This is a genomic window from Litoreibacter halocynthiae (assembly GCF_004365635.1).
GTDB classification, from domain to species: Bacteria; Pseudomonadota; Alphaproteobacteria; order Rhodobacterales; family Rhodobacteraceae; genus Litoreibacter; species Litoreibacter halocynthiae.
Map to the genome: position 1 here is coordinate 249,038 of NZ_SOBH01000001.1, position 23,775 is coordinate 272,812.

Sequence of the window (23,775 nt, forward strand, 5' to 3'; positions counted from 1 at the left end):
TTATGGACGCGGCACAGATCATAGGCAAAATTCGGACCCGCCAGCCCGTCAGCGCGGCGGAATGCCGTTGGTTCGGCAAGGCCTTGGCCGAGCAATCTGGCGTGAGTGACGCGCAAGCAGGTGCTTTCGCAATGGCCGTAGCGATGGAAGGTCTTGGGGCGGACGGGCGCGTGGGCTTGACCGAAGGCATGCGTGACAGCGGCGAGGTGTTGCGCTGGAAGCTTCCTGGCCCGGTGCTTGACAAGCATTCAACAGGCGGCGTCGGTGATCCGGTCTCGATGGTCTTGGCCCCCGCCTTGGCGGTGTGTGGTGCCTACGTTCCGATGGTGTCGGGGAGGGGCTTGGGGCACACGGGTGGAACGCTCGACAAGTTGGAGGCCATTCCGGGCTATACCAGCAACGTCAGCACATCGAAGTTGCAACATGTTGTCCGTGAGATTGGGTGTGCCATCGTTGGTGCCTCGGGGCAGGTTGCCCCCGCCGACCGTCGCCTTTACGCGATCCGTGACGTGACTGCGACGGTGGACAGTATAGACCTGATCACTGCCTCGATCCTCGCCAAGAAGCTGGCGGCGGGCCTGCAAGGGTTGGTGCTGGATGTGAAGACCGGCAACGGTGCAATCCTGCAAGACGCGGCACAAGCCAAACGGCTGGCATACTCGTTGGTAGAGGTTGCCTCGGGTGCGGGCTGCCCGACAACCGCCCTGATCACCGACATGTCGCAGCCATTGGCAACCGCTGCGGGCAATGCCGTTGAAATTCGCGCTGTGATGGAAGCCCTCAGCGGTACCGGACAAAAACGATTGCGGGAAGTAGCGCTCGCTTTAGGGGCAGAGCTTCTGGGCAACAACAAGCACATGAAGGTCGACGCCGAGGCAGCTTGGGTCATGCTCAACGATGCCATCACATCCGGCGCTGCGATGGAGCAGTTTTGCCGCATGGTCGCCTATCTGGGCGGCCCCACGGATTTCGACCAAAGCTGGCGCTTCTGCTTGCCGGAAGCCAATATCGTGCGAGAGGTCCTGCCGCTTGCAACCGGTCATATCCGTGCGGTTGATACGCGGGCCTTGGGCTTGGCAGTGGTTGAACTTGGTGGCGGGCGTCGTCGCGAGATGGACAAGATCGATCCGTCGGTTGGTTTATCCGCGTTCAAACGCATCGGTGATGCCGTCGACAAAACCACGCCCCTTGCGATGGTCCATGCCGCCACCGAGGAAGCCGCCGCGAAAGCGGAACGCGCCGTGCGCAAAGCTTTCCAGATCGGGGCGGCGAAAGTTGCAGCGCCGGAATTGTTCGTTGATCGGGTGGCAGTATGAGCCGTGCCTTTCTTGTCGTTCTGGATTCGGCTGGCTGCGGCCATGCCCCTGACGCGGCCAGCTTCGGAGATGAAGGCGCCAATACGTTGCTGCATATCCACGAACGCGTCGGGTTGAAAATGCCAAACCTGATGCGGTTGGGGTTGGGGCAGGCTGTTGGGATTTCCGATGTGAAGCCCGAAGGCCTGCACGGCGTTGCACGCGAAGTGTCGCTGGGCAAGGATACGCCCTCGGGCCATTGGGAACTGTCCGGCGTTCCGGTTCCTTGGGACTGGCACTACTTTCCTGATACAACCCCAAGTTTCCCCCAAAAGATCAGCGCGGAAGTCGCCAAGTTTTGTGGCACGGACGGTATCTTGGGCGATTGTCATGCCTCTGGTACGGCAATCATCGAACGCTTGGGCGAGGAGCATATGCGAACGGGCAAGCCGATTTGCTATACCTCAGCCGACAGCGTGTTCCAGATCGCAGCACATGAAGAAAGCTTTGGCCTTGATCGGTTACAGCAACTTTGCCAGCACATGGCACCAATCCTGCACGCGATGAATGTGGGGCGCGTCATCGCGCGGCCTTTCGTTGGTGCGGATGCTGCCAGCTTCGAGCGCACCAAGAACCGCCACGACTACGCAATGGAGGTTCCGTCACCGACGCTGCTGGATTGGGCCAAGGCCGACGGTCGCGCGACCTATGGCATCGGTAAGATCGGGGACATCTTCTCTGGTCGCGGTGTCGACGAAAACCGCAAAGGGTTCGACGATGTGCTCATGGGCCATCTGTCAGACTTGGTCGATGAGGCACCTGACGGTGCTCTGGTCTTCGCAAATTTCGTGGAATTCGACAGCCTCTATGGCCACCGCCGCGACCCCGAAGGCTACGCGGCGCATCTGGAATGGTTTGATGCTGCCATCGGCCCTATTCTGGCCAAGCTGCGGACAGGTGATTTGATGCTGTTCACCGCGGATCACGGCAACGATCCGACATGGGAGGGCACCGAACATACCCGCGAGCAAGTGCCCGTTGTTGCTGCTGGAGTTGGAACGAAAGATATCGGGCAGGTCATGTTCGTGGACGTTGCCGCATCCGTTGCGGATCATTTGGGGCTGTCAGAGCGCGGTCCGGGGCGGAGTTTCCTATGAGCATTCCAAAAATCGAGCTGCATTTGCATATCGAAGGTGCTGCTCCACCTGCGTTCATCCGTGGATTGGCGCAAGAGAAGGGCACCAACCTGGAAGGTGTGTTCAATCACGACGGTTCCTACCGCTTCGAGAACTTCAAGCAGTTCCTCAGTGTTTACGAGGCCGCATGCACCGTGCTCACCGGCCCCGAGGATTTTGGCCGCCTGACCACCGCAGTGCTGGAGCAGTCGATAGAGCAGGGCGTGATCTATACCGAGGCTTTCCTGTCCCCCGACTTTTGCGGTGGAGGCGATGTCGGCGCGTGGCGCGAATATATGCACGCCATGCAGGAAGCCGCTGCCAAACTTCCCCAGATCGAGATGCGCGGCATCATCACCTGTATTCGCCATTTCGGGCCGGATCAGGCCAAGACCGCAGCCATTTGCGCCCGCGAAACGGCAGGTGATTTCATCACCGGTTTCGGCATGGGCGGGGACGAGATGCAAGGCGCGCAGGGCGATTTCGCCTACAGTTTCGACATGGCCCGCGAGGCGGGCCTTCGTCTGACGACCCATGCGGGTGAGTGGGGCGGTGCGGAAAGCGTCTGGCAGGCTGTGCGTGACCTCAAGGTGGAGCGTGTTGGCCACGGCGTTCAGGCCATTGACGATCCGGCATTGGTCGATCATCTGGCAGAACACCAGATCGTGCTGGAGGTCTGCCCCGGCTCGAATGTGGCGCTTGGCGTTTACGCCGACTGGCGCTCGCACCCGATCGAAAAGCTGCGTGAGCGCGGTGTACCGGTGACGGTATCAACGGACGATCCGCCTTTTTTCCACACCACTCTTAGCGAGGAATATGACCTGTTGGGTCATCATTTCGGCTGGGAGGACGAAACAATTCGCGCGGTGAACGTCACCGCTGCAAACGCGGCATTCTGCGACGCCGCGACCCGCGATAAATTACTCAAAGCACTGGAGCCAGCCTCATGACCGATATCCCTCACCTAACCGTCGTGGATCACCCTTTGGTGCAGCACAAACTGACCTTGATGCGCGAGAAGGACACCCCCACAGCAGTGTTCCGGCAATTGCTGCGCGAGATCAGCCAGTTTCTGGCCTATGAGGTCACGCGCAATCTGGAAATGGAAACCAAACGCATCGAAACCCCGATGGAGGAGATGGACGCGCCCACATTGGCAGGCCGCAAACTGGCTTTGATTTCCATCCTGCGGGCGGGCAACGGCTTGCTCGACGGGATGTTGGAGTTGATCCCAAGCGCCCGTGTCGGGTTCGTGGGCCTCTATCGTGACGAAGAAACGCTTCAGCCCGTGCAGTACTATTTCAAGGTGCCGGAATTTATGGACGAGCGGATGGTGATCGCCGTGGACCCGATGCTGGCGACCGGAAACTCGTCCGTGGCGGCGATAGATTTGCTAAAAAAAGCAGGGGCGACAAACATCCGATTCTTATGCTTGCTGGCCGCGCCTGAAGGCATCGCCCGCATGAAGGAAGCACATCCGGATGTACCGATTGTGACAGCTTCAGTGGATAGTCACTTGAATGACAATGGATATATTGTCCCTGGGCTAGGGGATGCGGGTGACCGTATGTTTGGCACAAAATAAGGTAGTTTCCGACTTTACTTGGTAGTGTCGCTGTTGCATTGTGACCACTATATTTAGTGGGGACTGATATGCGACTTCTGCGACTGCTTTCCGTGTCGATACTGGCGCTGAGCATGGGGCTCATTGGTGCTGATGCACAAAATTTGCGCCGTGATAACGGCCCGGCAGAGACACCGCCCGCTTCCTTTAAAGGCAAGCAATATGTCGACAGCCGCGGCTGCGTTTATATTCGCGCGGGCTACAGCGGGAACGTGACATGGGTTCCGCGCGTGACGCGGTCTCGCAAAGTTGTCTGTGGTCAGCAACCGAGCCTTCGCACTGCTGCGCCAGCGGCCCCGAAAGCAGCGGTCCGTCAGGCGACAGCTCCACGCATCCCTGCTGGTGCTAAGATCGTTAAAAGAACGACCAAGGTCATCCCTACACCTGCCAAGGCAACGACGCGCGTCGTGCGCAAGGCCGCACCGAAGGCGCAAACCCGCGTCGTGCGCAAAGCGGTGCCAAAGGCTCAAACCCGCGTGGTCCGCAGAGTGGCACCTGCGCCTGCGCCGCAAGCCCAACCCCGCGCTGTGCGCACGCAGGTCAACCCGAAGCGCGGCACTGTCCAACCAAGGGTCGTTTATCGCTGCGGTGCCAGCGAGTTCAGCTCGCAGTTCATCAATGACGGGGCGCGTTGCGGTCCGCAAAGCGGCGGGTCTCGCAGTGTTGTCCGCGAGGAAGTCTCGCCCCAAAGCAACAACCAGCATATTCAGGGTCAAAGAATTGGCCCGAAAGGCGCGAACCGCAGAATAGCAGAGGCGCGGATGCCCGTTCCCAAGGGCTACAAGAGGGCCTGGGACGATGACCGCTTGAACCCGTTGCGCGGTGTGGGCACAACATCCGGTAAGGCGCAGATGAGCTTGGTGTGGTCCAACACGGTGCCACAGTATCTGATCGACCCGTCGACCGGAAAGCGCGCTACGGCCAAGCAAAAACGGATACTCGGCATCTTCTAAGCCGGCGTCGCGGGCTATTCCGCGCAGATTTCCTGAAGGCTGATCCAATCTCCGTCCGAGATAAGTCGCGGCGCTTCAATTCCGCGATATGGGTCGGCTTCGATCAAATCAATTGTGCTCTCGCCAGTGACATCTACTGCATACGCGTAAGGGCTGGCCGCAACTTTCGCAGTGGCAAACCGGTCGAGCAGCACATCGGTGTTGAGCGCAGGCGGCTCGGTCGACAGAAGCGTCTCGGCGTAGTCGCGCAGCACGTCATCCTCAATCTGACCACTGGTCAGCAAATGCAACGTCGCGGCTCCTCCGGCTTCTTTCAACAATAGCTCCATCGGATCAACCATGCGGGCCTGCTCGCTGGCCGCAAGCATGTAGCCCGCTGCAACATCCGCCGCATCATGATCCTCGACGACCGTGCGGTTCAAAAGCAGCAACCCGCCGGGCAGCGACAATGAACCCTCCGGCCCAGATGGCACCACATATGCTTTGCGCAGCCCGTCTCCCAAGACCCGCGCTTTCAGTCGTGCTAAGGCGGCGGTGCCAAGGTTGGAGCGGCAGGTGTCTCCGGTAAGTCGGGTCATGTGCCCCAGAAGCGCGGTCCCAATGGCAAGCCTCTTGCTCTCTGGCACGACTGTCACCGTGTGGCGCACCAACGCGCCCGGCAGCCAGAAGAAGCCAAGCGCGCCAATGGCGGCAACCAATCCTGTAAAGATATAAAGCCGGAGGCGGCCGCGATGCGGGCGTCGTCGCGCAACGGTCCGCCGGACCTTCTCGATTGCGTCGATGAGTGTGCCGTCTTCAAGTTCCAACTCCTCGCCCGCGTCGGGACCGGGGCGGAACAGCGCGGGCCGCGCACCGGGGTTCAGACGCTCAATTGCAGGCAAGGACCAATGGGCCAGCGCGGTGTCGGTCTTGTCACGGATGATCAGAGTGGCATCGCCGAAGGAAATCAGAACGTCACGACGCTGGGCGTCCGGGCTTTCGCGCCAGATCCCTGTCGACTCCAGACGATCATACTCTTTCAACGCCGTCATTTTACGCGGCTGCCTGCTCTTTTTTTATTGTGTGGGGAAACGATAGCTTGAAAGTGATTCTTGCTCAACGTGTTTGAACGGCGCGCTCGGTCTTTTCACGCGCGCCACGTCGCTGGTTACAGTGACTTTGCCAAATGACGCAGCTCGAATTTCTGGATTTTGCCCGTAGAGGTCTTGGGCAGGTCTTGAAACAGGACCTGCTTGGGTGTCTTGAAGCCTGCCAGTTGCGCACGCACATGCGTGATCAGATCAGCCTCGGATGCCGTCCCTCCGGGTTTCAACTCAACGAAAGCGCAAGGAACCTCGCCCCATTTGTCGTCGGGTTTGGCCACCACCGCGCAAAGCGAAACAGCCGGATGGGACATCAACACGCTTTCAACTTCCACCGACGAGACGTTTTCACCACCCGAAATAATGATATCCTTGGCGCGATCCGCGATTTGGATATGGCCATCAGCGTGCTGAATGGCGATGTCGCCGGAATGGAAATGCCCCCCCGCAAAGGCCTCCTCGGTGGCTGCAGGGTTTTTGTAGTACCCTTTCATCACCGAATTCCCGCGCATGACAATTTCGCCTTGGGTGGTCTTATCCATCGGCACCTGCTCGTTTTGGTCATCAACAACCGTCACATATTCCATCATCGGCATCGGCAGACCCTGGCGGGATTTGAGCGCGGCTTTGTCGGCATCCGGCTGGGTGTCCCAATCGGGGTTCCAAAGGCATTCGGTGATGTGGCCGTAGGTTTCGGTCAGGCCGTAGACATGGGTCACATTGAAGCCAAGTGCTTCGATTGCCGCCAGCGTGGTCGGGGCAGGGGGAGCGCCCGCCGTAAAGACCTCGACCAGATGGTCAAACGACTTCCGCTCCGCCTCCGGCGCATTCACAATCATGTTCAACACAATCGGCGCGCCGCCGAAATGGGTGACGCCTTCATCCGCAATAGCACTGTAAATCGCTTTGGCAGTCACATCTCGACAGCAATGCACGGTGCCGCCCAAGACCGGCATCATCCATGTGTGGTTCCACCCGTTGCAATGAAACAGCGGCACAATGGCCAGAAACTTCGGGTAAAGCTGCATCCGCCAAGAGATCACGGTACCCATGGTCATCAGATATGCGCCACGATGGTGATACACGACGCCCTTGGGCCGCCCTGTGGTGCCGGATGTGTAGTTCAGCGCAAGGCTTTCCCACTCGTCCTCGGGCATGTGCCACGGGGCGGTCGGATCCCCTTCGGCCAGCAGCTCTTCATAGGTTGGAAAACGACCTGTCGCGGGGTAGTCCGCCTGATCATCCGGCACCTCGATAATTCTCGGCCCGTCCCCATCGCAGGCGGCCTTCGCGGCCTCGACCATTGGCAGAAACTGCGTGTCGCACAGCACGATCTTCGCGGCGCCATGATCAAAGATGTAGGCGACAGTTCCGGCGTCAAGGCGGGTGTTGATCGTGTTGAGGACAGCGCCACAGGCAGGCACACCGAAATGTGCCTCGGCCTGTGCAGGCAGGTTGGGGATGACGGTCGAGACCACGTCACCCGGCGTAATCCCGCGCTTTGCCAGTGCCGATGCCAGACGGGAAACTCGCGCGTGATACTCCGCGTAGCTGTGGCGGGTCGTGCCATAGACGATGGCTTCGCGATCCGGAAACACTGCGCGTGCGCGGTTCAGGTGGGAAAGGGGCGTCAAGGGAACGTAATTTGCGTCACGTTTCTCAAGCCCGGTTTCGTCCGACATCCAACCCATTGTCATTTCCCCCGTTGCACGTAACTCTAAGGGACAAGAGTGCCGAAGCCGAATGCACTTGGGAAGTAGAATTCTGCGCGGTATGGTAAATTGTATGACAATTGATTGGGCCGCATGATAATTTCCCCCGGACGAAACTACATTTTCGTACACATCCCGAAGACAGGCGGCACGTCAATGGCGCTGGCATTGGAAGCCAAAGCCAAGGCCGATGACATCATGTTGGGCGACACGCCCAAAGCGGTAAAGCGGCGGCGGCGGTTGAAGGATGTGCAAGCCGCCGGGCGGCTTTGGAAGCACGCGACCTTGCGCGATATTGTAGGTCTGGTGCCGGAAAGCCGGATCGAGGCGGCAAACGTGTTTACCATGGTCCGCAATCCGTGGGATCGCGTCGTCAGCTACTACCACTGGCTACGAACACAATCATTCGACCATCCAGCGGTGCACTTGGCGCAGGACTTGGACTTCAGCCCGTTCTTGAATCACCCGCAAACCGTCGTGTCGCTGCGGGCCTCGCCCTACAGCTCCTATGTCACGACGGCAAAGGGGGAAGAACACTGCGCGTTATTCGTTCGCCTGGAGCATCTCGACGAAGACTTGCCAAAGCTGGAAACGTTGATCGGCTGCAGGCTTGGTGCGTTCCCGCATGACAACCGGTCGGAGCGCGGGGCGTATAAAGATGCCTATAGTTCCGCCGACCGTGATTTGATGACCGAGATTGCCGCGCCGGACATCGCGCGCTTCGACTATCGGTTCTGACTGTTCCCAATTCGGACACAATTCGCCCCAAAATGACCTTTTTGAGGTCCAACCTCTGACGTGAGCGGGGCGCATCTTCACCTCAATCAGAAATGAACTGACAGGTGTGGGACATGTTTTTCAAATCTAGCCGTAAGGCCTCCAAAGTAGAGCCATTGGTCCTCTCGACCGCCCCGAGTGCGGGCATTTTCGCAGGAACCAAGATCGCAACCCGCCATCGCTGGGCGCGTGTCGAAGACCTCTCGGTCGGGGATAAGGTTCTGACCGCCGAAAACGGCGAACAGGTGATTGCCGATATCGAAGTTGCGACCTTGTCGCTGGCCTCGGCCAAGGCAAATGCAGGCCAATGGCCGTTACTGGTGCCTGAGGGTGCAATTGGCAACGACCATGCGATGATGGTGTCTCCGGACACGCGCCTTGTCATCGAAGATGACGCCGCAGGCGTTTTGTTCGGCGAAGCCTGCGTGACCGTTCGGGCAGAAAACCTCATCGGCTATCGCGGCATTGCCCGCGCCCGTGTGAAGGGGGAGTTGACCCATGTCACGATCCGCTTCGAAGGGGCCGAGACTTTGGTTGTCGAAGGCGGTGTATTTATCGACCTGCCAGCACCAAACGGGTTGCTGCGTTTCACTCCGCTCAACGACCGTCAGTCCCGCCTTCTGACGCGCAACATGGGCGAGAGCGACCGTAAAACCCGCGCCCGCCCTGTGGCTGCAGGCTGGATTTAGAACGATCCAGAGTTTCTCTTGAAGAAATTGGTCCCGCTCAAGAAAAAAGCCCGGCACTAGGCCGGGCTTTCTCGTTTTCGGGTCAGGCTGCTTTCGCGGGATCAAACCGCCCGTAAAAGCTTTGGTTCTTCTTCGCCATATCTTCCAGCAGATCAGGCGCTTTGAACCGCTCGCCGAACTTGTCAGCCAGCGCGTTAGTGGTTTCCGCCGCCCACGGTGTGCCGACCATGTCGAGCCATGACAGTGGCCCGCCGGACCAAGGCGCGAAGCCCCAGCCTAGGATCGCACCCACGTCACCCTCGCGGATGTCCATCAACACGTCTTCCTCGATGGCACGCACAGCCTCCAGAACCTGTGCGAACAAAAGCCGGTTTTGGACCTCGGTCAGATCAGGCTGTTCATCTGCCACGGGATACTTGGCCTCAAGGCCATCCCACAGCAACTGGCGTTTGCCTTTGGCATCATACTCGTAGAAGCCTGCGTTGGTTTTGCGGCCCAAGCGGCCTTCGTCCGCCATCCAGAACAGCAACTCGTCCACTGCGTCGTCATAGGCGTCGCCCATAGCGGCTTTGGTGGCCTTTGCGATCTTCACCCCCAAGTCGATGGAGGTCTCGTCCACCAGTTGCAGCGGGCCCAACGGCATGCCGACCAGCTTCGCCGCGTTTTCGATCAAGGCAGGCTTCACGCCTTCTTTGACCATGCGGATGCCCTCGTTGATATAGGGGATGATGCAGCGGTTGGCGTAGAAGAAGCGCGCATCATTGACCACAATCGGCGTTTTGCGGATCTGGCGGGTGAAGTCCAACGCTTTCGCCACCGCACGGTCGCCAGTGCCCTTGCCTTTGATGATCTCGACCAGCATCATCTTCTCGACAGGCGAGAAGAAGTGGATGCCGATAAAGTTCTCGGCGCTCTCGGACGCCTTCGCCAACTCGGTGATCGGTAGGGTCGAAGTGTTGGTTGCAAAGATGCAGTCAGGACCAACAACATCCTGCACCTTCTTGGTAACCTCGGCTTTGACACCGACGTCCTCGAACACCGCTTCCACGATCAGATCGCAGCCCTTGAGGGCGGCGTAATCGGTGGTCGCAGTGATCAGGGCCAGTGCGGCCTCTTTCTTCTCGGGCGTCGCTTTCTTGCGCGCGATGCCTTTGTCCATGTAGTCAGCGGTGTAGGCTTTGCCCTTGTCCGCAGATTCCTGCTTGGCGTCGATCAGCACCACTTCGATACCAGCCATGGCAGACACCAGCGCAATGCCAGCGCCCATCATGCCTGCACCGATGATGCCGACCTTTTTAACTTTCTCGTCTGCCACGTCAGGGCGCACAGCGCCTTTTTCCAGTGCTTCCTTGTTGATGAAGAGCGTCCGGATCATGTTGGCGGAGCTCGGGTTCAGCAGCACATTAGTAAACCAGCGGGCCTCGATCTTCAGCGCGGTATCAAACGGCACCATCGCGCCTTCATAGACTGCCGACAGCAGCGCTTTTGCAGCAGGGTAGACGCCCTTGGTGTTGCCATTGACCATGGCGGATGCACCAACGAAGGTCATGAAGCCCGCAGGGTGGTACGGCGCGCCGCCGGGCATTTTGTAGCCCTTTTCGTCCCATGGTTTAACGATGGAGGGCGAAGACAAAACCCACTCTTTCGCGGCGGACAGCAACTCGTCAGCTGGCACAACTTCGTGGACCAGACCAGCGGCCTTGGCCTTCTGCGGGTTCGACAGCTTACCTTCCAACAGGAACGGCGAGGCCCCCATCGCGCCCAACATGCGAGTCACACGGGTGGTGCCGCCCATGCCGGGGAAGATGCCGACCATGATTTCCGGCAGGCCGATCTTGGCCTTCGGATTGTCGGCCACAAAGATGCGGTGGCAGGCCAGCGGAATCTCGAACCCGATGCCAAGGCCGGTGCCCTGCATGGCGCAGGCAATCGGCTTGCCGCCCTTGTTCTTATCGTCCATGCCGCCGCGCTCGATTTTGCGTAAGACAGCATGGGTTGCCATCAGCCCGTCCATCAGGCCGCGGGCAGGGTCGTCGCCCGCGCTTTCCTTCATCTTGGCGATGATGTTGAGGTCCATGCCGCCCGCAAAGCTGTCCGGCTTGCCGGATGTGATGATGATGCCCTTGACGGCATCATCTGCCAGTGCCTGATCAACCAGCGCATCAAGGTCGTAAAACCCTTGCTGGTTCATCACGTTCATGGACTTGCCAACGGTGTCCCAGGTGATTGTCGCGACGCCGTCGGCGTCTGTTTTCATAGTGAAGTCAGTCATATCCCTAATCCTCAAACGCGTTCGATGATGGTGGCGGCACCCATGCCGGAGGCAACGCAAAGCGTGGCAAGACCCACCTCTTTGTCGCTGCGTTCCAGCTCGTCCAGCAACGTGCCAATGATGATCGCGCCGGTCGCCCCCAGCGGGTGACCCATCGCAATTGAACCGCCGTTCACATTGACCTTGCTGTCATCCACATCAAAGGCCTGCATGAAACGCAGCACAACGGAGGCAAACGCCTCGTTGACCTCGAACAGGTCAATGTCGGAGATGCTCATGCCCGATTGCTTCATGATATGCTCGGTTACCGGAACCGGGCCGGTCAGCATGATGGTCGGGTCAGTGCCGATCTTGGCTGTCGCACGGATGCGCGCGCGCGGCTTCAGCCCGTGGGCCTCGCCGAACTCCTTGGAGCCGATCAGCACAGCCGCCGAGCCGTCCACGATGCCGGACGAGTTGCCCGCATGGTGGATGTGGTTGATCTTCTCCAGATGCGGGTATTTCATCAGCGCGACCTTGTCGAAGCCCGGCATCACCTCGCCCATGGCCTGGAATGCAGGGTTCAAACCGCCAAGGCTTTGCATGTCGGTCTGAGGCCGCATGTACTCGTCAGTGCTGAGGATTTCCAAACCGTTCTGGTCGCGGATGGTGATGATCGACTTGGCGAAACGGTTGTCGTCCCAAGCGGCCTTCGCGCGCTTCTGCGATTCCACCGCCAGTTTGTCTGCCTCGTCGCGGCTGAAGCCATACTCGGTGGCGATAATGTCGGCCGAGATGCCCTGCGGCACGAAATAGGTGTCCATGGCAATCGACGGGTCCACGGCAATTGCCGCCCCGTCAGAGCCCATGGCCACGCGGCCCATCATCTCCACGCCGCCTGCGATGTAGCCGTCGCCCGCGCCGCCCTTGATCTGGTTTGCGGCGAGGTTCACAGCTTCCATGCCCGACGCGCAGAAGCGGTTGATCGACAGGCCGGGGATGCGCTGATCCAGCTCGGACGCCAGAACGGCGGTCCGCGCAAGGCAGCCGCCTTGCTCCATCACTTGGGTGGCGTTGCCCCAGATCACGTCCTCGACGGCGTGGCCCTCAAGGCCGTTGCGGTCCTTGATTGCGTTCAGGATGTTCGCGGACAGACGTGCCGCGGTCACCTCGTGCAAGCTGCCGTCTTTACGGCCTTTGCCGCGGGGCGAGCGCACGGCGTCATAAATATAGGCTTCAGCCATAGGGAATTTCCTCCATTAGATTCAGGACCCCGATCCAGGCCAGAACGCTGCAAACCAGCGCCCCAACCCCGAACGGGAGTTTATACGAGGCCAAGGCACCAAGCCGTTGGCCGAATTTCTGAGTACGCAGCGCCAGCACGATGCCGCCTGCAATTGCGGGCAAAACCAGCCCCAAGCCGTAAACACCTGCCATTAGCAACATGCCAAAGGCGCACCACGCGGAAAACATCGCAGCGGCAGAGCCAAACTTGTCGAACGTGTCCTCCGCGCGGATCAGCGCAAGGGTGACACCGCAAAGTGTCATGCCGATGATGAACGCCGCGAGGATCATGGCGCAGCCCTAGCCGCAGGAGCAGCCCCCACAGTCGCAGGACGCGCAGTCGCAGCCGCCGAACCCGATATCCCCGTCACACGGGTTGATATCGCAGCCCTTACTGGCTGCGGCTTTACTTGCACCTGCGCGACCCAAACAGCCAAGCGGGGCGGAGCCACATTCACAGGCGCCAGCGCTACAGCAGTCGCATTTGTTGTACCATCTGTCGTCGCGGCGGCGGCGCTCCAGTTCGGCGCGCTCGTCTTCGTCCAGCGGGGCCTCGTTGCAGACGCAATCCGCCTTGATGGCCAGATGTGCTGTGCGGCAGTCACGAAAACGCTGGCGGATGGCCGGCAGCGCCCGCCAGAGCCCAAGATCGCGGATCGCATACTTGGCGTAGCCCGAACAGCCGGTGCCACCATGGCGCACCGCGTACGCGCAGCGGAAGCCTTTGCTTGGCGACAGGTATTGCTGGTAGGCCCAGATGCCGCCAAGGGCCATTTTGCTGAACATGACTTCTCCGTCTCTTGGCCCGCATAATTGCGGCCAAGGCGAGGGATATCCAGCAAAATGTTGGCACTTGTTGTCATGCAGGCAACGCCCGTTGCATCAAATCATAGGGGTGCTTCCAGCCCGGCGTTTCACTGATACGCGTCAACCATGCGTCGATATTAGGCCACTCGGCGCGGTCGAACCCGAACGGCTCATCATAAAACAGATAACCGCAGCAAGACAGGTCCGCGACGGTCAGGCTATCACCTGCCACCCAGTCGCGCCCCGCCAATTGAGCGTCCAGCACCGCATAGGCCGTTTTCAAGCGGCCTTGCATGAAGGCGATCACGTCACGGGGGCGTTTGTCTTCTGGCAGGAAGTGCATCAGGAACCGCGTCATCCCTGCTTGCGAGGACAGCTTGTGGTTGTCCCACAGCACCCACCGCAGCACCTCGTATTTGTCCGCCGCTGCGCCGCCCAGCTTGCCTGTCTGGTCGACGACATATTGCTGGATCACACCCGATTGGGTCAGGGTCAAATCGCCGTCGACCAGCACAGGCACTTCGCCCATGCGGTTGATTGCCTTGAACGCGTCGGTGCGGGCCTCGCCTTTAAAAAAGTCCACAAAGACCTGCTCGTAGTCGAAGCCGGCCAGCTCCATAGTCAGCGCCGCCTTGTAGGCGTTGCCGCTTTCGCCAAAGCAATAAAGTTTCGCTGTCATCGCCGGATCTCCCTTAACCCTTGTGACTTCATCTTGGCAGAAATATTCCCGCCGGAGGCATCCAACCTTGCAAACCGCGCGCCGTTACTTTTTCCGCGCCTCCAGCTCGGAATTGAAAATCCGCAGGCGATGGGTGAGGTTGCTCTCATCCGTCACGCTGCTGAAATTCTCGAACAGAAACGACAAGGCTTCCCCTTCGTCCAATCCCGCCTCTGCGCTGAATTTCTTCAACTTGCGCCACGCGTCTTCGGTCATGGCAAGATTTACACGGCGGGTCAGTTTCAGGCGTTTGGGCATTGGCGTCTCCGAAAAAAGGGTAGGGCGGGGTTCACCCCGCCACCACCTTAGAAATTCGCCGCGTCGAGCGCCATAACCGTATCCGCTCCGCTCTCGATGCGGGCCAGATGCATTCCCGTCGCAGGCAGTTGGCGGGCCATGTAGTATTTACCCGTCGCGATCTTGGTCTCGTAGAACTCGGTGTCAGATGCGCCGCCTTCAAGTGCGTCCATCGCGGCTTTGCCCATCTTCGCCCACATCAAGCCAAGGCAGACATGGCCGAACATGTGCATGAAATCATACGAGCCGGCCAAGGCATGGTTCGGGTTCTTCATGCCGTTTTGCATGAAATACATACCTGCGGCTTGCAAATCCTTGGACGCGGTTTTCAGAGGCTCAAGGAAGGCTTTGTCAAACTCTTCATTGCCGCCGTTTTCCTTGATGAAACTCTTCACCAAGTCAAAGAACGCCATCACATGCTTGCCGCCATCCTGCGCCAGCTTGCGGCCCACAAGGTCCAGCGCCTGAACGCCGTTGGCACCTTCATAGATCATCGCAATCCGGGCATCGCGGGCGAATTGGGACATGCCCCATTCTTCGATATAGCCGTGGCCGCCATAGACTTGCTGCGCCGCAACTGCATACTCGAAGCCCTTGTCGGTCTGGAAGCCCTTGATAACGGGTGTCAGCAGCGAGATGAGGCCGTCAGCCGCCTCGTCGCCACCACGCACATGGCGGTCGATCAGATGCGCGCCCCAGAAGGTGAAGGCGCGGGCTCCTTCCACAAAGGACTTCTGGTCCATCAGGTTGCGGCGAATATCCGGATGCACGATCAGCGGATCGGCTGGCCCGTCAGGGTTTTCCGCACCGGTGACGGCACGCCCTTGCAGGCGGTCATTGGCGTAGATCACGGCGTTCTCGTAAGCGACGGCGGCTTGCGCGTAGCCTTGCAGCCCCACACCCAGACGCGCTTCGTTCATCATGGTGAACATGGCACGCATGCCTTTGTGCTCGGTCCCCAGCAGATAACCGGTGGCCTCGTCGTAATTCATCACGCAGGTGGAGTTGCCGTGGATGCCCATCTTTTCCTCGATGGACCCCACCGACACGCCATTGCGCGCGCCGACCGAATTGTCGTCGTTCACCATGAACTTCGGCACGATAAACAGCGACACGCCTTTAATGCCCTCGGGGCCGCCTTCGATCTTGGCCAGCACCAGATGGATGATGTTGTCGGCCATGTCATGCTCGCCTGCCGAGATGAAGATTTTCTGGCCGGTAATCTTGTAGCTGCCATCCTCTTGTGGGGCGGCTTTGGTGCGCATCAGGCCCAGATCGGTGCCGCAATGCGGCTCCGTCAGGTTCATGGTGCCGGTCCATTCGCAGCTGACCATCTTGGGTAGATACTTGGCTTTCTGCTCGTCCGTGCCATGGGCGTGGATAGCGGAATAGGCACCGTGGGTCAGGCCCTGATACATGTTAAACGCCATGTTGGCCGAGACCATCATTTCGCCGACCGCAGTCCCCATAATATACGGCATGCCTTGCCCGCCATATTCAGGGTCGCAATCCAACGCGGTCCAGCCGCCTTCTTTCATCTGCTCGAAGGCTTCCTTGAAACCTGTAGGCGTGCGGACGACCCCGTTTTCCAATACGCAGCCCTCTTTGTCGCCCACCACGTTCAGCGGCTGCAACACTTCGGACGAGATTTTGCCCGCCTCTTCCAGAATGGCGGAGGTGAAATCGGCCTCCAATTCGTCATATCCGGGGATGTCCTGTTCGGTCACTTTCAGGACGTCGTGCAGGACGAATTGCATGTCTTTTACTGGAGCGGTGTAGCTGGGCATGTGAGTCTCTCTGCGAAATTGAAAATCGGGGTTAGCTGTTGGCCGCTTTTGGCATGTGAAGCGAGGCGATCATCTTTTCGCCCCAGTTCAACTGGGCGGTCAGGTCTTCAATGGCTTCGTTCAACTCGTCGCGCTGTTTGATCATGTCTGACAAGCGCTTCTTGCCGATATCATATGTCAGAGCCAGTTGAGTCGCTTGCTGGTCGCCGATATTATAAAGGTCCAGAAGTTGACGGATTTCTTCAAGGGAAAATCCGAAACGCTTGCCGCGCAAGATCAGTTTCAGGCGGGCGCGGTCGCTTTTGGTGAAAAGGCGGCGTTGGCCCTCCCGAATAGGGAACAGCAGCTCTTTGGCTTCGTAGAAACGCAAGGTGCGGGGGGTAACCCCGTATGCATCGCACATTTCCCGAATGGTCATAGTATCCTCAGACATTTGGATGTCCTCCACTTTACAGTTTCGATGTGATGGACATGTTGAACGTGGGGCCACCTTACAAGCATTGTTGACGTTAACGTAAATGTAACGTGGCGTCAGAACTGCGTTGACGTAATGTCAGGAAAGGTAAGGCAGGTTTTCGCGCAACTTTCTGAAGGCCAAAGCGCTTTGAAATGTGATGCGCGGATCTCGGAATTCCCCGTAAAACCTATAAAAATAAGGGGAGCGGGCGCGTTTCATTCCCCGCCATTGCTCCCAAAGCCGGCCAATTGTCGCTCTAAACCCCAGTGTCGGGTGCCCGACACTAAAGTCCTTTGGCAACCTGATCGCGCAAAGCCTGCAACTCGGAAATCGCCTCCTCAATCTGCTGCCTGCGGTTCTGCAACTCTTCCATTTGCCCGTCGGCGAACGCGATCATGGCTTCCATCTGGGCGCGGTTTTGCGGGTCCGAGTTATACATATCCAGCCATTGGCGGATGTCTTCCAGCGAGAATCCGAATTTCCGGCCCCGCATAATAAGCTTCATCCGGGCCACTTCGCGGGGGTGATAAAAACGCGAACGCCCGTCGCGCTCGGGGCTCAGCAGTTCAATATACTCGTAGTAGCGCAATGTACGTGGCGTCACGTCAAACTTCGCACACATTTCCTTAAAGGTGAGGCGATTGTCTGAAGTCATCGAAGATTCCCTGTCTCGTTAAACAAGCTGCGCATACCATATCCTCGCATAGGTTCGTGCGCCAATCCAGCCGCTGATACGACGTAAAAAAGATTAAAGCGGACATCGCACGGCTTGGCCACGGCAAAGAAAGCTGCCACAGATGACGGCATGATCACACAAAACGACCGCATTAAGCTTGCCCGCCAGTTCATCGAAGCGATCCCCCATTCCCGCGCCTTGGGGATGCGCCTTGAGGAAATCGGCGATGGCATTGCCATAATCTCCATGCCCTATGACGAACGTCTCGTCGGCAACCCTGCAACGGGTGTGATCCATGGTGGCGCGGTGTCCGCGTTGATGGACACCTGCGGCGGGGCTGCGGTGATGTCTCATGGCGACGCGCCGGTGGGAACGGCAACGATTGATCTGCGCATCGACTACATGCGCGCCGCGACGCCCGGCCAGCGTATCCGCGCACGGGCCGAGTGCTACCACGTCACGCGCTCGGTCGCCTTTGTGCGGGCGACGGCGCTGGATGACGATGACGACAACCCAGTGGCGGCGGCGACAGGCGCGTTCACCTTCCAGCGCGCGAAAGGGGCCTGAGCCATGCGGAAACCCGAACCCGTTCAGGTCATCAAAACCCGCCGCGATGCCGCCCTGCGCGGTCTCGTCGAAAGCGTGCCATATATCCAGTATCTCGGCGTCCAGTTCGACCGTCGCGGTGATGAGCTCACCGCCGTGCTGCCCTACCGCGAAGACCTGATCGGCAACCCGCTGCTGCCCGCGATCCATGGCGGCGTTACGGCGGCCTTTCTGGAAATCACCTCGATCATCGAGCTGACATGGTCGTCGCAATGGGCCGACATGGAGGAGGGCAAGCTGGCCGGCGACACCCTGCCGCCAATGCCCAAAACCATCGACTTCACCGTGGACTATCTGCGCACAGGGCTTCCGCGTGATGCCTATGCTCGGGCGCGGGTGAACCGCTCCGGCAGACGCTACGCTTCGGTGCATGTGGAGGCTTGGCAGGACAATCACGACCGTATATTCGCGCAGGCCACAGGGCATTTTCTGATGCCCACCCGCGACGATGGCTAACAGCCTGACTCACGGGCGCGTCCTCAAAATCGCCCTTCCCATCGTGATCTCCAACGCCACCGTCCCCATTTTGGGCGCGGTGGATACGGGTGTCGTAGGCCAGCTGGGTCTTGCCGCCCCCATCGGGGCGGTTGGCATTGGCGCGATCATCCTGTCGGGGTTCTACTGGCTGTTCGGTTTTCTGCGCATGGGAACGGCTGGGCTTACCGCGCAGGCGCACGGGGCAGGGCAGGCGGGCGAGGTCTCGGCCATGCTGTCGCGCTCCTTGATGATCGGTATCGCCGCAGGCCTTGCCATCATGGTATTGCAAATTCCGCTGTTCTGGGGCGCGTTCCAGCTGTCCCCTGCCAGTGCCGAGGTCGAGAGCCTCGCCCGTGACTATATGGGCATCCGCATCTTTTCCGCCCCCGCCGCGATTGCGCTTTTCGGCATCACCGGTTGGCTCATCGCGCTGGAGCGTACCCGCGCAGTGCTGGTCATGCAGCTTTGGATGAACGGGCTCAACATCGCGCTTGATTTAGTCTTCGTGCTGCAACTGGGCTGGGGTGTGGAGGGCGTGGCCGTCGCGACGTTCATAGCAGAGTGGACAGGTCTGGGCCTTGGCCTGTGGCTTTGCCGTGATGCGTTCCAAACCCCTGCGTGGAAAGACTGGCCCCGCGTGTTCGATCGCGTGCGGCTCAGGCGTATGGCCTCGGTGAACTCGGATATCCTGCTCCGCTCTGTACTGTTACAGGCTGCGTTCATCTCGTTCCTGTTCTTCGGTGCGCGTTTTGGCGACGTCACGCTGGCGGCCAACCAGATACTGTTGCAGTTCCTTCACATCACAGCCTATGCGCTAGACGGTTTCGCCTTCGCGGCGGAGGCGTTGGTCGGTCAAGCGCTGGGTGCGCGCAATCGGTCACGCTTGCGGCGCAGCGCCTATCTGACCTCGGTTTGGGGGGTGATTGTTACGGTGCTTTTAAGCGTTTCTTTCGCCCTGCTCGGCCCGCAGGTTATTGATATCATGACCACCGCCCCCGAGGTTCAGGCCGAAGCACGCAACTATCTTTCTTACATGATCGTGGCCCCGGTGTTGGGGGTGGCGGCCTATATGCTGGACGGCATTTTCATAGGGGCCACGCGCACCCGCGATATGCGCAACATGATGGCGATCTCTTTCGCGGTCTATTGCGCGGCGCTGGCGGTGCTGATGCCCGCCTTCGGCAACCATGGCCTGTGGCTCAGCCTGCTGGTCCTGTTCGTCGCCCGCGCGGTAACGTTGGGACTGCGTTACCCTGCACTGGAGGCGGAGGCCGCCTAAAGCCAGTCGCCACGCCCCGTGCCAACCGCGTCCGCGACATGCGCATAGCCGTCGCGTTCCAGCAATTGATCCAAGCCTTGCGCAATTTCGCCCGCCAAAGACAGCCCGCCATAGACCATGGCGGTATAGATTTGCACAGCCGATGCGCCCACGCGGATCTTGGCATAGGCTTGCTCGGCAGAGCCGACCCCACCCACGCCCACCAACGGCATCGCGCCGTCCAGCAACTCCGACAGCCGCGCCAGAACGCGGGTGCTTTTCTCAAACACAGGCTGGCCGGACAGCCCGCCCGCCTCTACTTTATGAGGCGACTTCAGCCCATCGCGCGATAAGGTCGTGTTGGTCGCGATGATCCCCGCAAGGCCCGTCTCAACGGCAACCTCGGCAATCTCGCTCAGGGCGTCGTCGTCCAGATCAGGCGCGATCTTCAGGAACACCGGAATGGGGGTGCGCAGCTCGGCCCGTGCCTCCATCACACCTGCCAGCAACGCCGACAACGCCGCACGCCCTTGCAGATCGCGTAGCTTCTCGGTGTTGGGCGACGACACGTTGACCGTGGCGAAATCCACATGCGGCCCGCAGCGGCGCAGTACGGTGGCGAAGTCCTGCGCGCGGTCCGCGCTGTCCTTGTTGGCCCCGAGATTCAACCCCACAGGCACACCGACAACACGCGACGCAAGCCGCTCCGCGATCACCTCCATGCCCTCGTTGTTGAACCCGAAACGGTTGATCGCCGCTTGGTCCTCGGTCAGCCGGAACAGGCGCGGCTTAGGGTTGCCCGGTTGCGGGCGCGGGGTCGCGGCGCCGACTTCCAGAAAGCCGAAGCCTGCCTGCGCCAAGGGGCCAACCACTTCGGCATTCTTGTCAAAGCCAGCGGCCAAACCAACGGGGTTTGCCAGATTCATTCCGGCCAATGACGTGCTCAGGCGGGGCGAGGAGACCGGCCCTCGCCCGAACCCCAATCCCATCTTTAGTGATTGCACAGCCAGACCATGCGCCCTTTCAGGGGCCACGCAATGCATTCCCGCAAGGGCAATCCGTTCTAAAACCTTCATGCCATTCCCTCTGGGAACACATGTGCGGTGCCAGTCCATGGCAGCGGCGCGTTGCCGGACACTTCGGACAACAACCAGTCGCGATACAAATGCGGGAACTCGGCTCCGCCTCGCGACACTTCCCATTTCAACGCGGCGTCGGCGGGGGCCTCCCCCCACACCAGCCACAAATCCTTCTGTCCCGCAAAATGCTTGGCAGCGGTTTCTTGCGCCTGTCGGGCGGTGGAGAAATGGATGTAACCGTCCGTCAGGTCAATCGGCGCGCCGGTAAAGCGGCCTTTCGTCTGAAATTCGGACCACGCGTCGGCGGTCATGATCTTGTAAATAAGCATGCGGTTCACATGCCTGCTGCCCAAGTTCTGGTCAAGTCATAGACCTGTCATAAGGTGACGTTACGCCAACTCGCGACGGGGCTTTGACTCCGGCAATTAATAGCGCCACTCTATCGGCAGATATCCAATTGGGGGACCATCCAAATGCTTAAGACCCTTCTCACCAGTGCTGCAGCCCTGACCCTGACATCAGGGATTGCTGCAGCCGACTACTCGCTGACCATCCTGCACACCAACGACTTCCACGCGCGGTTCGAGCCGATCAGCAAATACGATTCCGGCTGCTCTGCCGAGGACAATACCGAGGGCAAGTGCTTCGGTGGTTGGGCCCGTTTGGTCAATGCCGTGAAGGACGCGCGGTCGCGCTCCAACAACTCCATCCTTGTGGATGGCGGCGACCAGTTCCAAGGCACGCTGTTTTATACCTACTATAAAGGCAAGGTCGCGGCCGAGATGATGAACGGCCTCGAATATGACGGCATGACCGTCGGCAACCACGAATTCGACGACGGCCCCGAAGTGCTGGCCGGCTTCATGGATTCGGTGGGCTTCCCGGTTCTGATGTCCAACGCGGACGTCTCGGGAGAGCCTGCGCTGGCCGACAAGCTGATGAAATCCACCACCATCGAGCGCGGCGGCGAGAAAATCGGCCTGATCGGCCTGACACCGCAGGACACGCCCGATTTGGCGTCCCCCGGCAAAAATATCATTTTCACCGATCCTTCCGAAGCGGTGCAGGGTGAGGTCGACAAGCTGACCGCCGAGGGCGTGAACAAGATCATCGTGCTGAGCCACTCCGGTTTCGTGGTCGACAAGCTGGTCGCAGCCAACACCACCGGCGTCGACGTCATCGTTGGCGGCCACTCCAACACGCTGCTGTCCAACACCCAAGAACGTGCGGTCGACATCTATCCAGTGATGGTGAATGATACAGCCATCGTACAAGCCTACGCTTACGGCAAATTCTTGGGCGAGCTGAACGTCACCTTCGACGATGACGGCAAAATCACCGAAGCCAAAGGCGAGCCGATCCTGATCGACGGTCAGGTGGTCGAAGACACGACCATTCTGTCCCGCATCGGTGAATTGGCCGCGCCGCTGGATGAAATCCGCAACAAGGTCGTTGCCGAGGCCGCTGATACCCTCAACGGTGATCGCGACGTCTGCCGTGTCGAGGAATGCTCGATGGGCAACCTGATCGCCGACGCCATGCTGGCTCGCGTAAAGAACCAGGGTGTCACCATCGCCATCGCCAACTCCGGCGGTATCCGCTCCTCGATCGACGCAGGCGAAGTGACGATGGGCGAGGTGCTGACCGTGCTGCCGTTCCAGAACACGCTGTCGACATTCGAGGTGTCGGGCCAAACGGTCATCGACGCATTGGAAAATGGTGTGAGTCAGGTTGAGGAGGTCAAAGGTCGCTTCCCACAAGTGGCAGGGCTGCAATTCAGCTGGGACCCATCCGTGGCCCCGAACGAGGGGCGCATTCAGGATGTATCGGTGAAGGATGGTGACGCATGGGTCGCGATTGATCCTGCGGCGACCTACAAGCTGGTCTCCAACAACTTCGTGCGCGGCGGGGGTGATGGCTTCAGCATGTTCACCACAGCGGATAATGCCTATGATTTCGGGCCTGACGTGGCGGACGTGTTGGCGGAATACATGGCGGCCAACGGCCCTGTGGCACCGTATACGGACGGGCGCATCGTCAAGAAGTAACTTCTAAACGGAGGCCGCGCGGGGACGACCGCGCGGCCTTTCTTATGCATTACTTCCGCGATGAGCGCGCAGAAATGCAAAAGGCCCCGCCGTTTCCGGCAGGGCCTTTTCTAATTCCAGAGCGGTTAAACCAATCAGACTTGATTAGTTCTGGCCGTCGTTGCTGCCATCGCCAGCGCCGGACAGCTCGAAACACTCAGGAGCTTCGCCGGTCTCTACGGAGCCGAACGCACCCTTGTATTCTTCGTTATAGGTCGATTTGAAGCACAAGATCATGTCTGCACCGACAGTGACTTCAGCAACGGCACCGGGCTGGATCGGTCCGGTTGTCCAGCTGCCGTCAATCGCCGTGGCGTCATGCACTACGTCTTCTTCGTTGCGGATGGTGATCACTTCACCAGCGCTCGCCAAAATCATCGGAGGAAAGAAAACGCCGCCTTTGATATCAACACGGCGCTCGTCCATCTGTGCACCGAGGCCGGAAGAACCTTCGCCGTCCAGTCCGGTTGCGCCGGCAATGCCAGCAGTCAGTGCAAGCGCACATGCGGCGCAGCTCATTACTAATTTACGCATCGTTCAAGTCCTCACGGGTTACTTCAAGGCGGTTTTCACGCCAAATATCTGGGAATAGTTAATGCAAAAAGAATTAGGCAATTCTGGGGCATCAGAGGCCGGATATGGAAACAGCGCGTTGCCAAATCAGGGACAACGACGGGCCCTTGC

The 23,775-nt window shown here is 59.5% G+C and carries 25 protein-coding genes; 11 read left to right on the forward strand and 14 right to left on the reverse strand.

Annotation, left to right across the window (positions count from 1 at the left end; all coding sequences use genetic code 11):
* Positions 1-2 precede the first annotated feature (2 nt).
* The 5 genes from BDE40_RS01215 (at position 3) to BDE40_RS01235 (ending at position 5,047) form a co-directional block, all read left to right on the forward strand.
* Entirely contained in the window at positions 3-1,316 is a 1,314-nt protein-coding gene (locus BDE40_RS01215) for a thymidine phosphorylase (protein ID WP_134012072.1), read from the forward strand.
* A complete protein-coding gene (locus BDE40_RS01220) occupies positions 1,313-2,452 on the forward strand; it encodes a phosphopentomutase (RefSeq protein ID WP_134012074.1) in 1,140 nt (379 codons plus the stop codon). The genes BDE40_RS01215 and BDE40_RS01220 overlap by 4 nt, the downstream gene beginning before the upstream one ends.
* Positions 2,449-3,420: an adenosine deaminase gene (locus tag BDE40_RS01225; RefSeq protein WP_134012076.1), complete on the forward strand. Its 972-nt coding sequence runs from the start codon at positions 2,449-2,451 to the stop codon at positions 3,418-3,420. Before BDE40_RS01220 ends, BDE40_RS01225 begins: the two co-directional genes overlap by 4 nt.
* Complete coding sequence (upp, locus tag BDE40_RS01230) at positions 3,417-4,055, forward strand: uracil phosphoribosyltransferase (RefSeq protein ID WP_134012078.1); 639 nt, start codon at positions 3,417-3,419, stop codon at positions 4,053-4,055. The genes BDE40_RS01225 and upp overlap by 4 nt, the downstream gene beginning before the upstream one ends.
* A gap of 68 nt (positions 4,056-4,123) precedes the next feature.
* Positions 4,124-5,047 carry a hypothetical protein gene (locus BDE40_RS01235; RefSeq protein WP_134012080.1) on the forward strand — a complete coding sequence of 308 codons (924 nt, stop codon included), beginning with the start codon at positions 4,124-4,126 and terminating at the stop codon, positions 5,045-5,047.
* A gap of 14 nt (positions 5,048-5,061) precedes the next feature.
* On the opposite strand, the gene BDE40_RS01240 is transcribed toward BDE40_RS01235, so the two are convergent.
* Both BDE40_RS01240 and BDE40_RS01245 read right to left on the reverse strand, forming a co-directional pair.
* Positions 5,062-6,078: a hypothetical protein gene (locus tag BDE40_RS01240; protein WP_134012082.1), complete on the reverse strand. Its 1,017-nt coding sequence runs from the start codon at positions 6,076-6,078 to the stop codon at positions 5,062-5,064.
* A gap of 116 nt (positions 6,079-6,194) precedes the next feature.
* Positions 6,195-7,820, reverse strand: coding sequence for an AMP-binding protein (locus tag BDE40_RS01245; protein WP_134012084.1), 1,626 nt, complete (start codon positions 7,818-7,820; stop codon positions 6,195-6,197).
* A 114-nt stretch (positions 7,821-7,934) separates the two neighbouring features.
* Here BDE40_RS01245 and BDE40_RS01250 point away from each other — a divergent pair, with 114 nt between their 5' ends.
* Together BDE40_RS01250 and BDE40_RS01255 are read left to right on the forward strand one after the other, a co-directional pair.
* Positions 7,935-8,579 carry a sulfotransferase family 2 domain-containing protein gene (locus BDE40_RS01250; RefSeq protein ID WP_134012086.1) on the forward strand — a complete coding sequence of 215 codons (645 nt, stop codon included), beginning with the start codon at positions 7,935-7,937 and terminating at the stop codon, positions 8,577-8,579.
* A gap of 113 nt (positions 8,580-8,692) precedes the next feature.
* Positions 8,693-9,307: a Hint domain-containing protein gene (locus tag BDE40_RS01255; protein ID WP_134012088.1), complete on the forward strand. Its 615-nt coding sequence runs from the start codon at positions 8,693-8,695 to the stop codon at positions 9,305-9,307.
* Between the two features lie 82 nt (positions 9,308-9,389).
* On the opposite strand, the gene BDE40_RS01260 is transcribed toward BDE40_RS01255, so the two are convergent.
* The 9 genes from BDE40_RS01260 to BDE40_RS01300 form a co-directional block, all read right to left on the reverse strand.
* Complete coding sequence (locus tag BDE40_RS01260) at positions 9,390-11,579, reverse strand: 3-hydroxyacyl-CoA dehydrogenase NAD-binding domain-containing protein (protein ID WP_134012090.1); 2,190 nt, start codon at positions 11,577-11,579, stop codon at positions 9,390-9,392.
* Between the two features lie 11 nt (positions 11,580-11,590).
* Complete coding sequence (locus BDE40_RS01265; protein WP_134012092.1) at positions 11,591-12,802, reverse strand: acetyl-CoA C-acetyltransferase; 1,212 nt, start codon at positions 12,800-12,802, stop codon at positions 11,591-11,593.
* Entirely contained in the window at positions 12,795-13,133 is a 339-nt protein-coding gene (locus tag BDE40_RS01270; RefSeq protein WP_134012094.1) for a hypothetical protein, read from the reverse strand. Before BDE40_RS01270 ends, BDE40_RS01265 begins: the two co-directional genes overlap by 8 nt.
* Before the next feature lie 9 nt (positions 13,134-13,142).
* Entirely contained in the window at positions 13,143-13,628 is a 486-nt protein-coding gene (yidD, locus tag BDE40_RS01275; RefSeq protein WP_134012096.1) for a membrane protein insertion efficiency factor YidD, read from the reverse strand.
* 73 nt (positions 13,629-13,701) lie between these two features.
* Positions 13,702-14,328: a glutathione S-transferase family protein gene (locus BDE40_RS01280; RefSeq protein ID WP_134012098.1), complete on the reverse strand. Its 627-nt coding sequence runs from the start codon at positions 14,326-14,328 to the stop codon at positions 13,702-13,704.
* A gap of 84 nt (positions 14,329-14,412) precedes the next feature.
* Positions 14,413-14,625, reverse strand: a complete 213-nt coding sequence (locus tag BDE40_RS01285; protein ID WP_073143546.1) for a hypothetical protein — start codon at positions 14,623-14,625, stop codon at positions 14,413-14,415.
* Between the two features lie 47 nt (positions 14,626-14,672).
* Complete coding sequence (locus tag BDE40_RS01290; RefSeq protein WP_134012100.1) at positions 14,673-16,451, reverse strand: acyl-CoA dehydrogenase C-terminal domain-containing protein; 1,779 nt, start codon at positions 16,449-16,451, stop codon at positions 14,673-14,675.
* 31 nt (positions 16,452-16,482) lie between these two features.
* Complete coding sequence (locus tag BDE40_RS01295) at positions 16,483-16,884, reverse strand: MerR family transcriptional regulator (protein WP_073143551.1); 402 nt, start codon at positions 16,882-16,884, stop codon at positions 16,483-16,485.
* A 307-nt stretch (positions 16,885-17,191) separates the two neighbouring features.
* On the reverse strand, positions 17,192-17,563 hold the full coding sequence (locus BDE40_RS01300) for a MerR family transcriptional regulator (RefSeq protein WP_134012102.1): 372 nt from the start codon (positions 17,561-17,563) through the stop codon (positions 17,192-17,194).
* 150 nt (positions 17,564-17,713) lie between these two features.
* Between BDE40_RS01300 and BDE40_RS01305 the strand changes: the two genes are divergently transcribed.
* The 3 genes from BDE40_RS01305 to BDE40_RS01315 are packed head-to-tail and all read left to right on the forward strand — an operon-like array spanning position 17,714 to position 19,946.
* Positions 17,714-18,151, forward strand: coding sequence for a PaaI family thioesterase (locus BDE40_RS01305; RefSeq protein WP_134012104.1), 438 nt, complete (start codon positions 17,714-17,716; stop codon positions 18,149-18,151).
* A 3-nt stretch (positions 18,152-18,154) separates the two neighbouring features.
* Positions 18,155-18,646, forward strand: a complete 492-nt coding sequence (locus BDE40_RS01310) for a PaaI family thioesterase (RefSeq protein WP_134012106.1) — start codon at positions 18,155-18,157, stop codon at positions 18,644-18,646.
* Entirely contained in the window at positions 18,639-19,946 is a 1,308-nt protein-coding gene (locus tag BDE40_RS01315) for an MATE family efflux transporter (protein ID WP_134012108.1), read from the forward strand. The genes BDE40_RS01310 and BDE40_RS01315 overlap by 8 nt, the downstream gene beginning before the upstream one ends.
* On the opposite strand, the gene BDE40_RS01320 is transcribed toward BDE40_RS01315, so the two are convergent.
* Entirely contained in the window at positions 19,943-21,001 is a 1,059-nt protein-coding gene (locus tag BDE40_RS01320; RefSeq protein ID WP_134012110.1) for a quinone-dependent dihydroorotate dehydrogenase, read from the reverse strand. The two genes, BDE40_RS01315 and BDE40_RS01320, sit on opposite strands and share 4 nt — an antisense overlap.
* Positions 20,998-21,333, reverse strand: coding sequence for a DUF952 domain-containing protein (locus BDE40_RS01325; RefSeq protein WP_134012112.1), 336 nt, complete (start codon positions 21,331-21,333; stop codon positions 20,998-21,000). Before BDE40_RS01325 ends, BDE40_RS01320 begins: the two co-directional genes overlap by 4 nt.
* A gap of 144 nt (positions 21,334-21,477) precedes the next feature.
* On the opposite strand from BDE40_RS01325, the gene BDE40_RS01330 reads away from it, so the two are divergent.
* A complete protein-coding gene (locus BDE40_RS01330; protein ID WP_134012114.1) occupies positions 21,478-23,052 on the forward strand; it encodes a bifunctional metallophosphatase/5'-nucleotidase in 1,575 nt (524 codons plus the stop codon).
* 144 nt (positions 23,053-23,196) lie between these two features.
* Here the strand turns inward: BDE40_RS01330 and BDE40_RS01335 are convergent, their stop codons facing one another.
* Positions 23,197-23,625, reverse strand: coding sequence for a cupredoxin domain-containing protein (locus BDE40_RS01335; protein WP_134012116.1), 429 nt, complete (start codon positions 23,623-23,625; stop codon positions 23,197-23,199).
* Positions 23,626-23,775 lie beyond the last annotated feature (150 nt).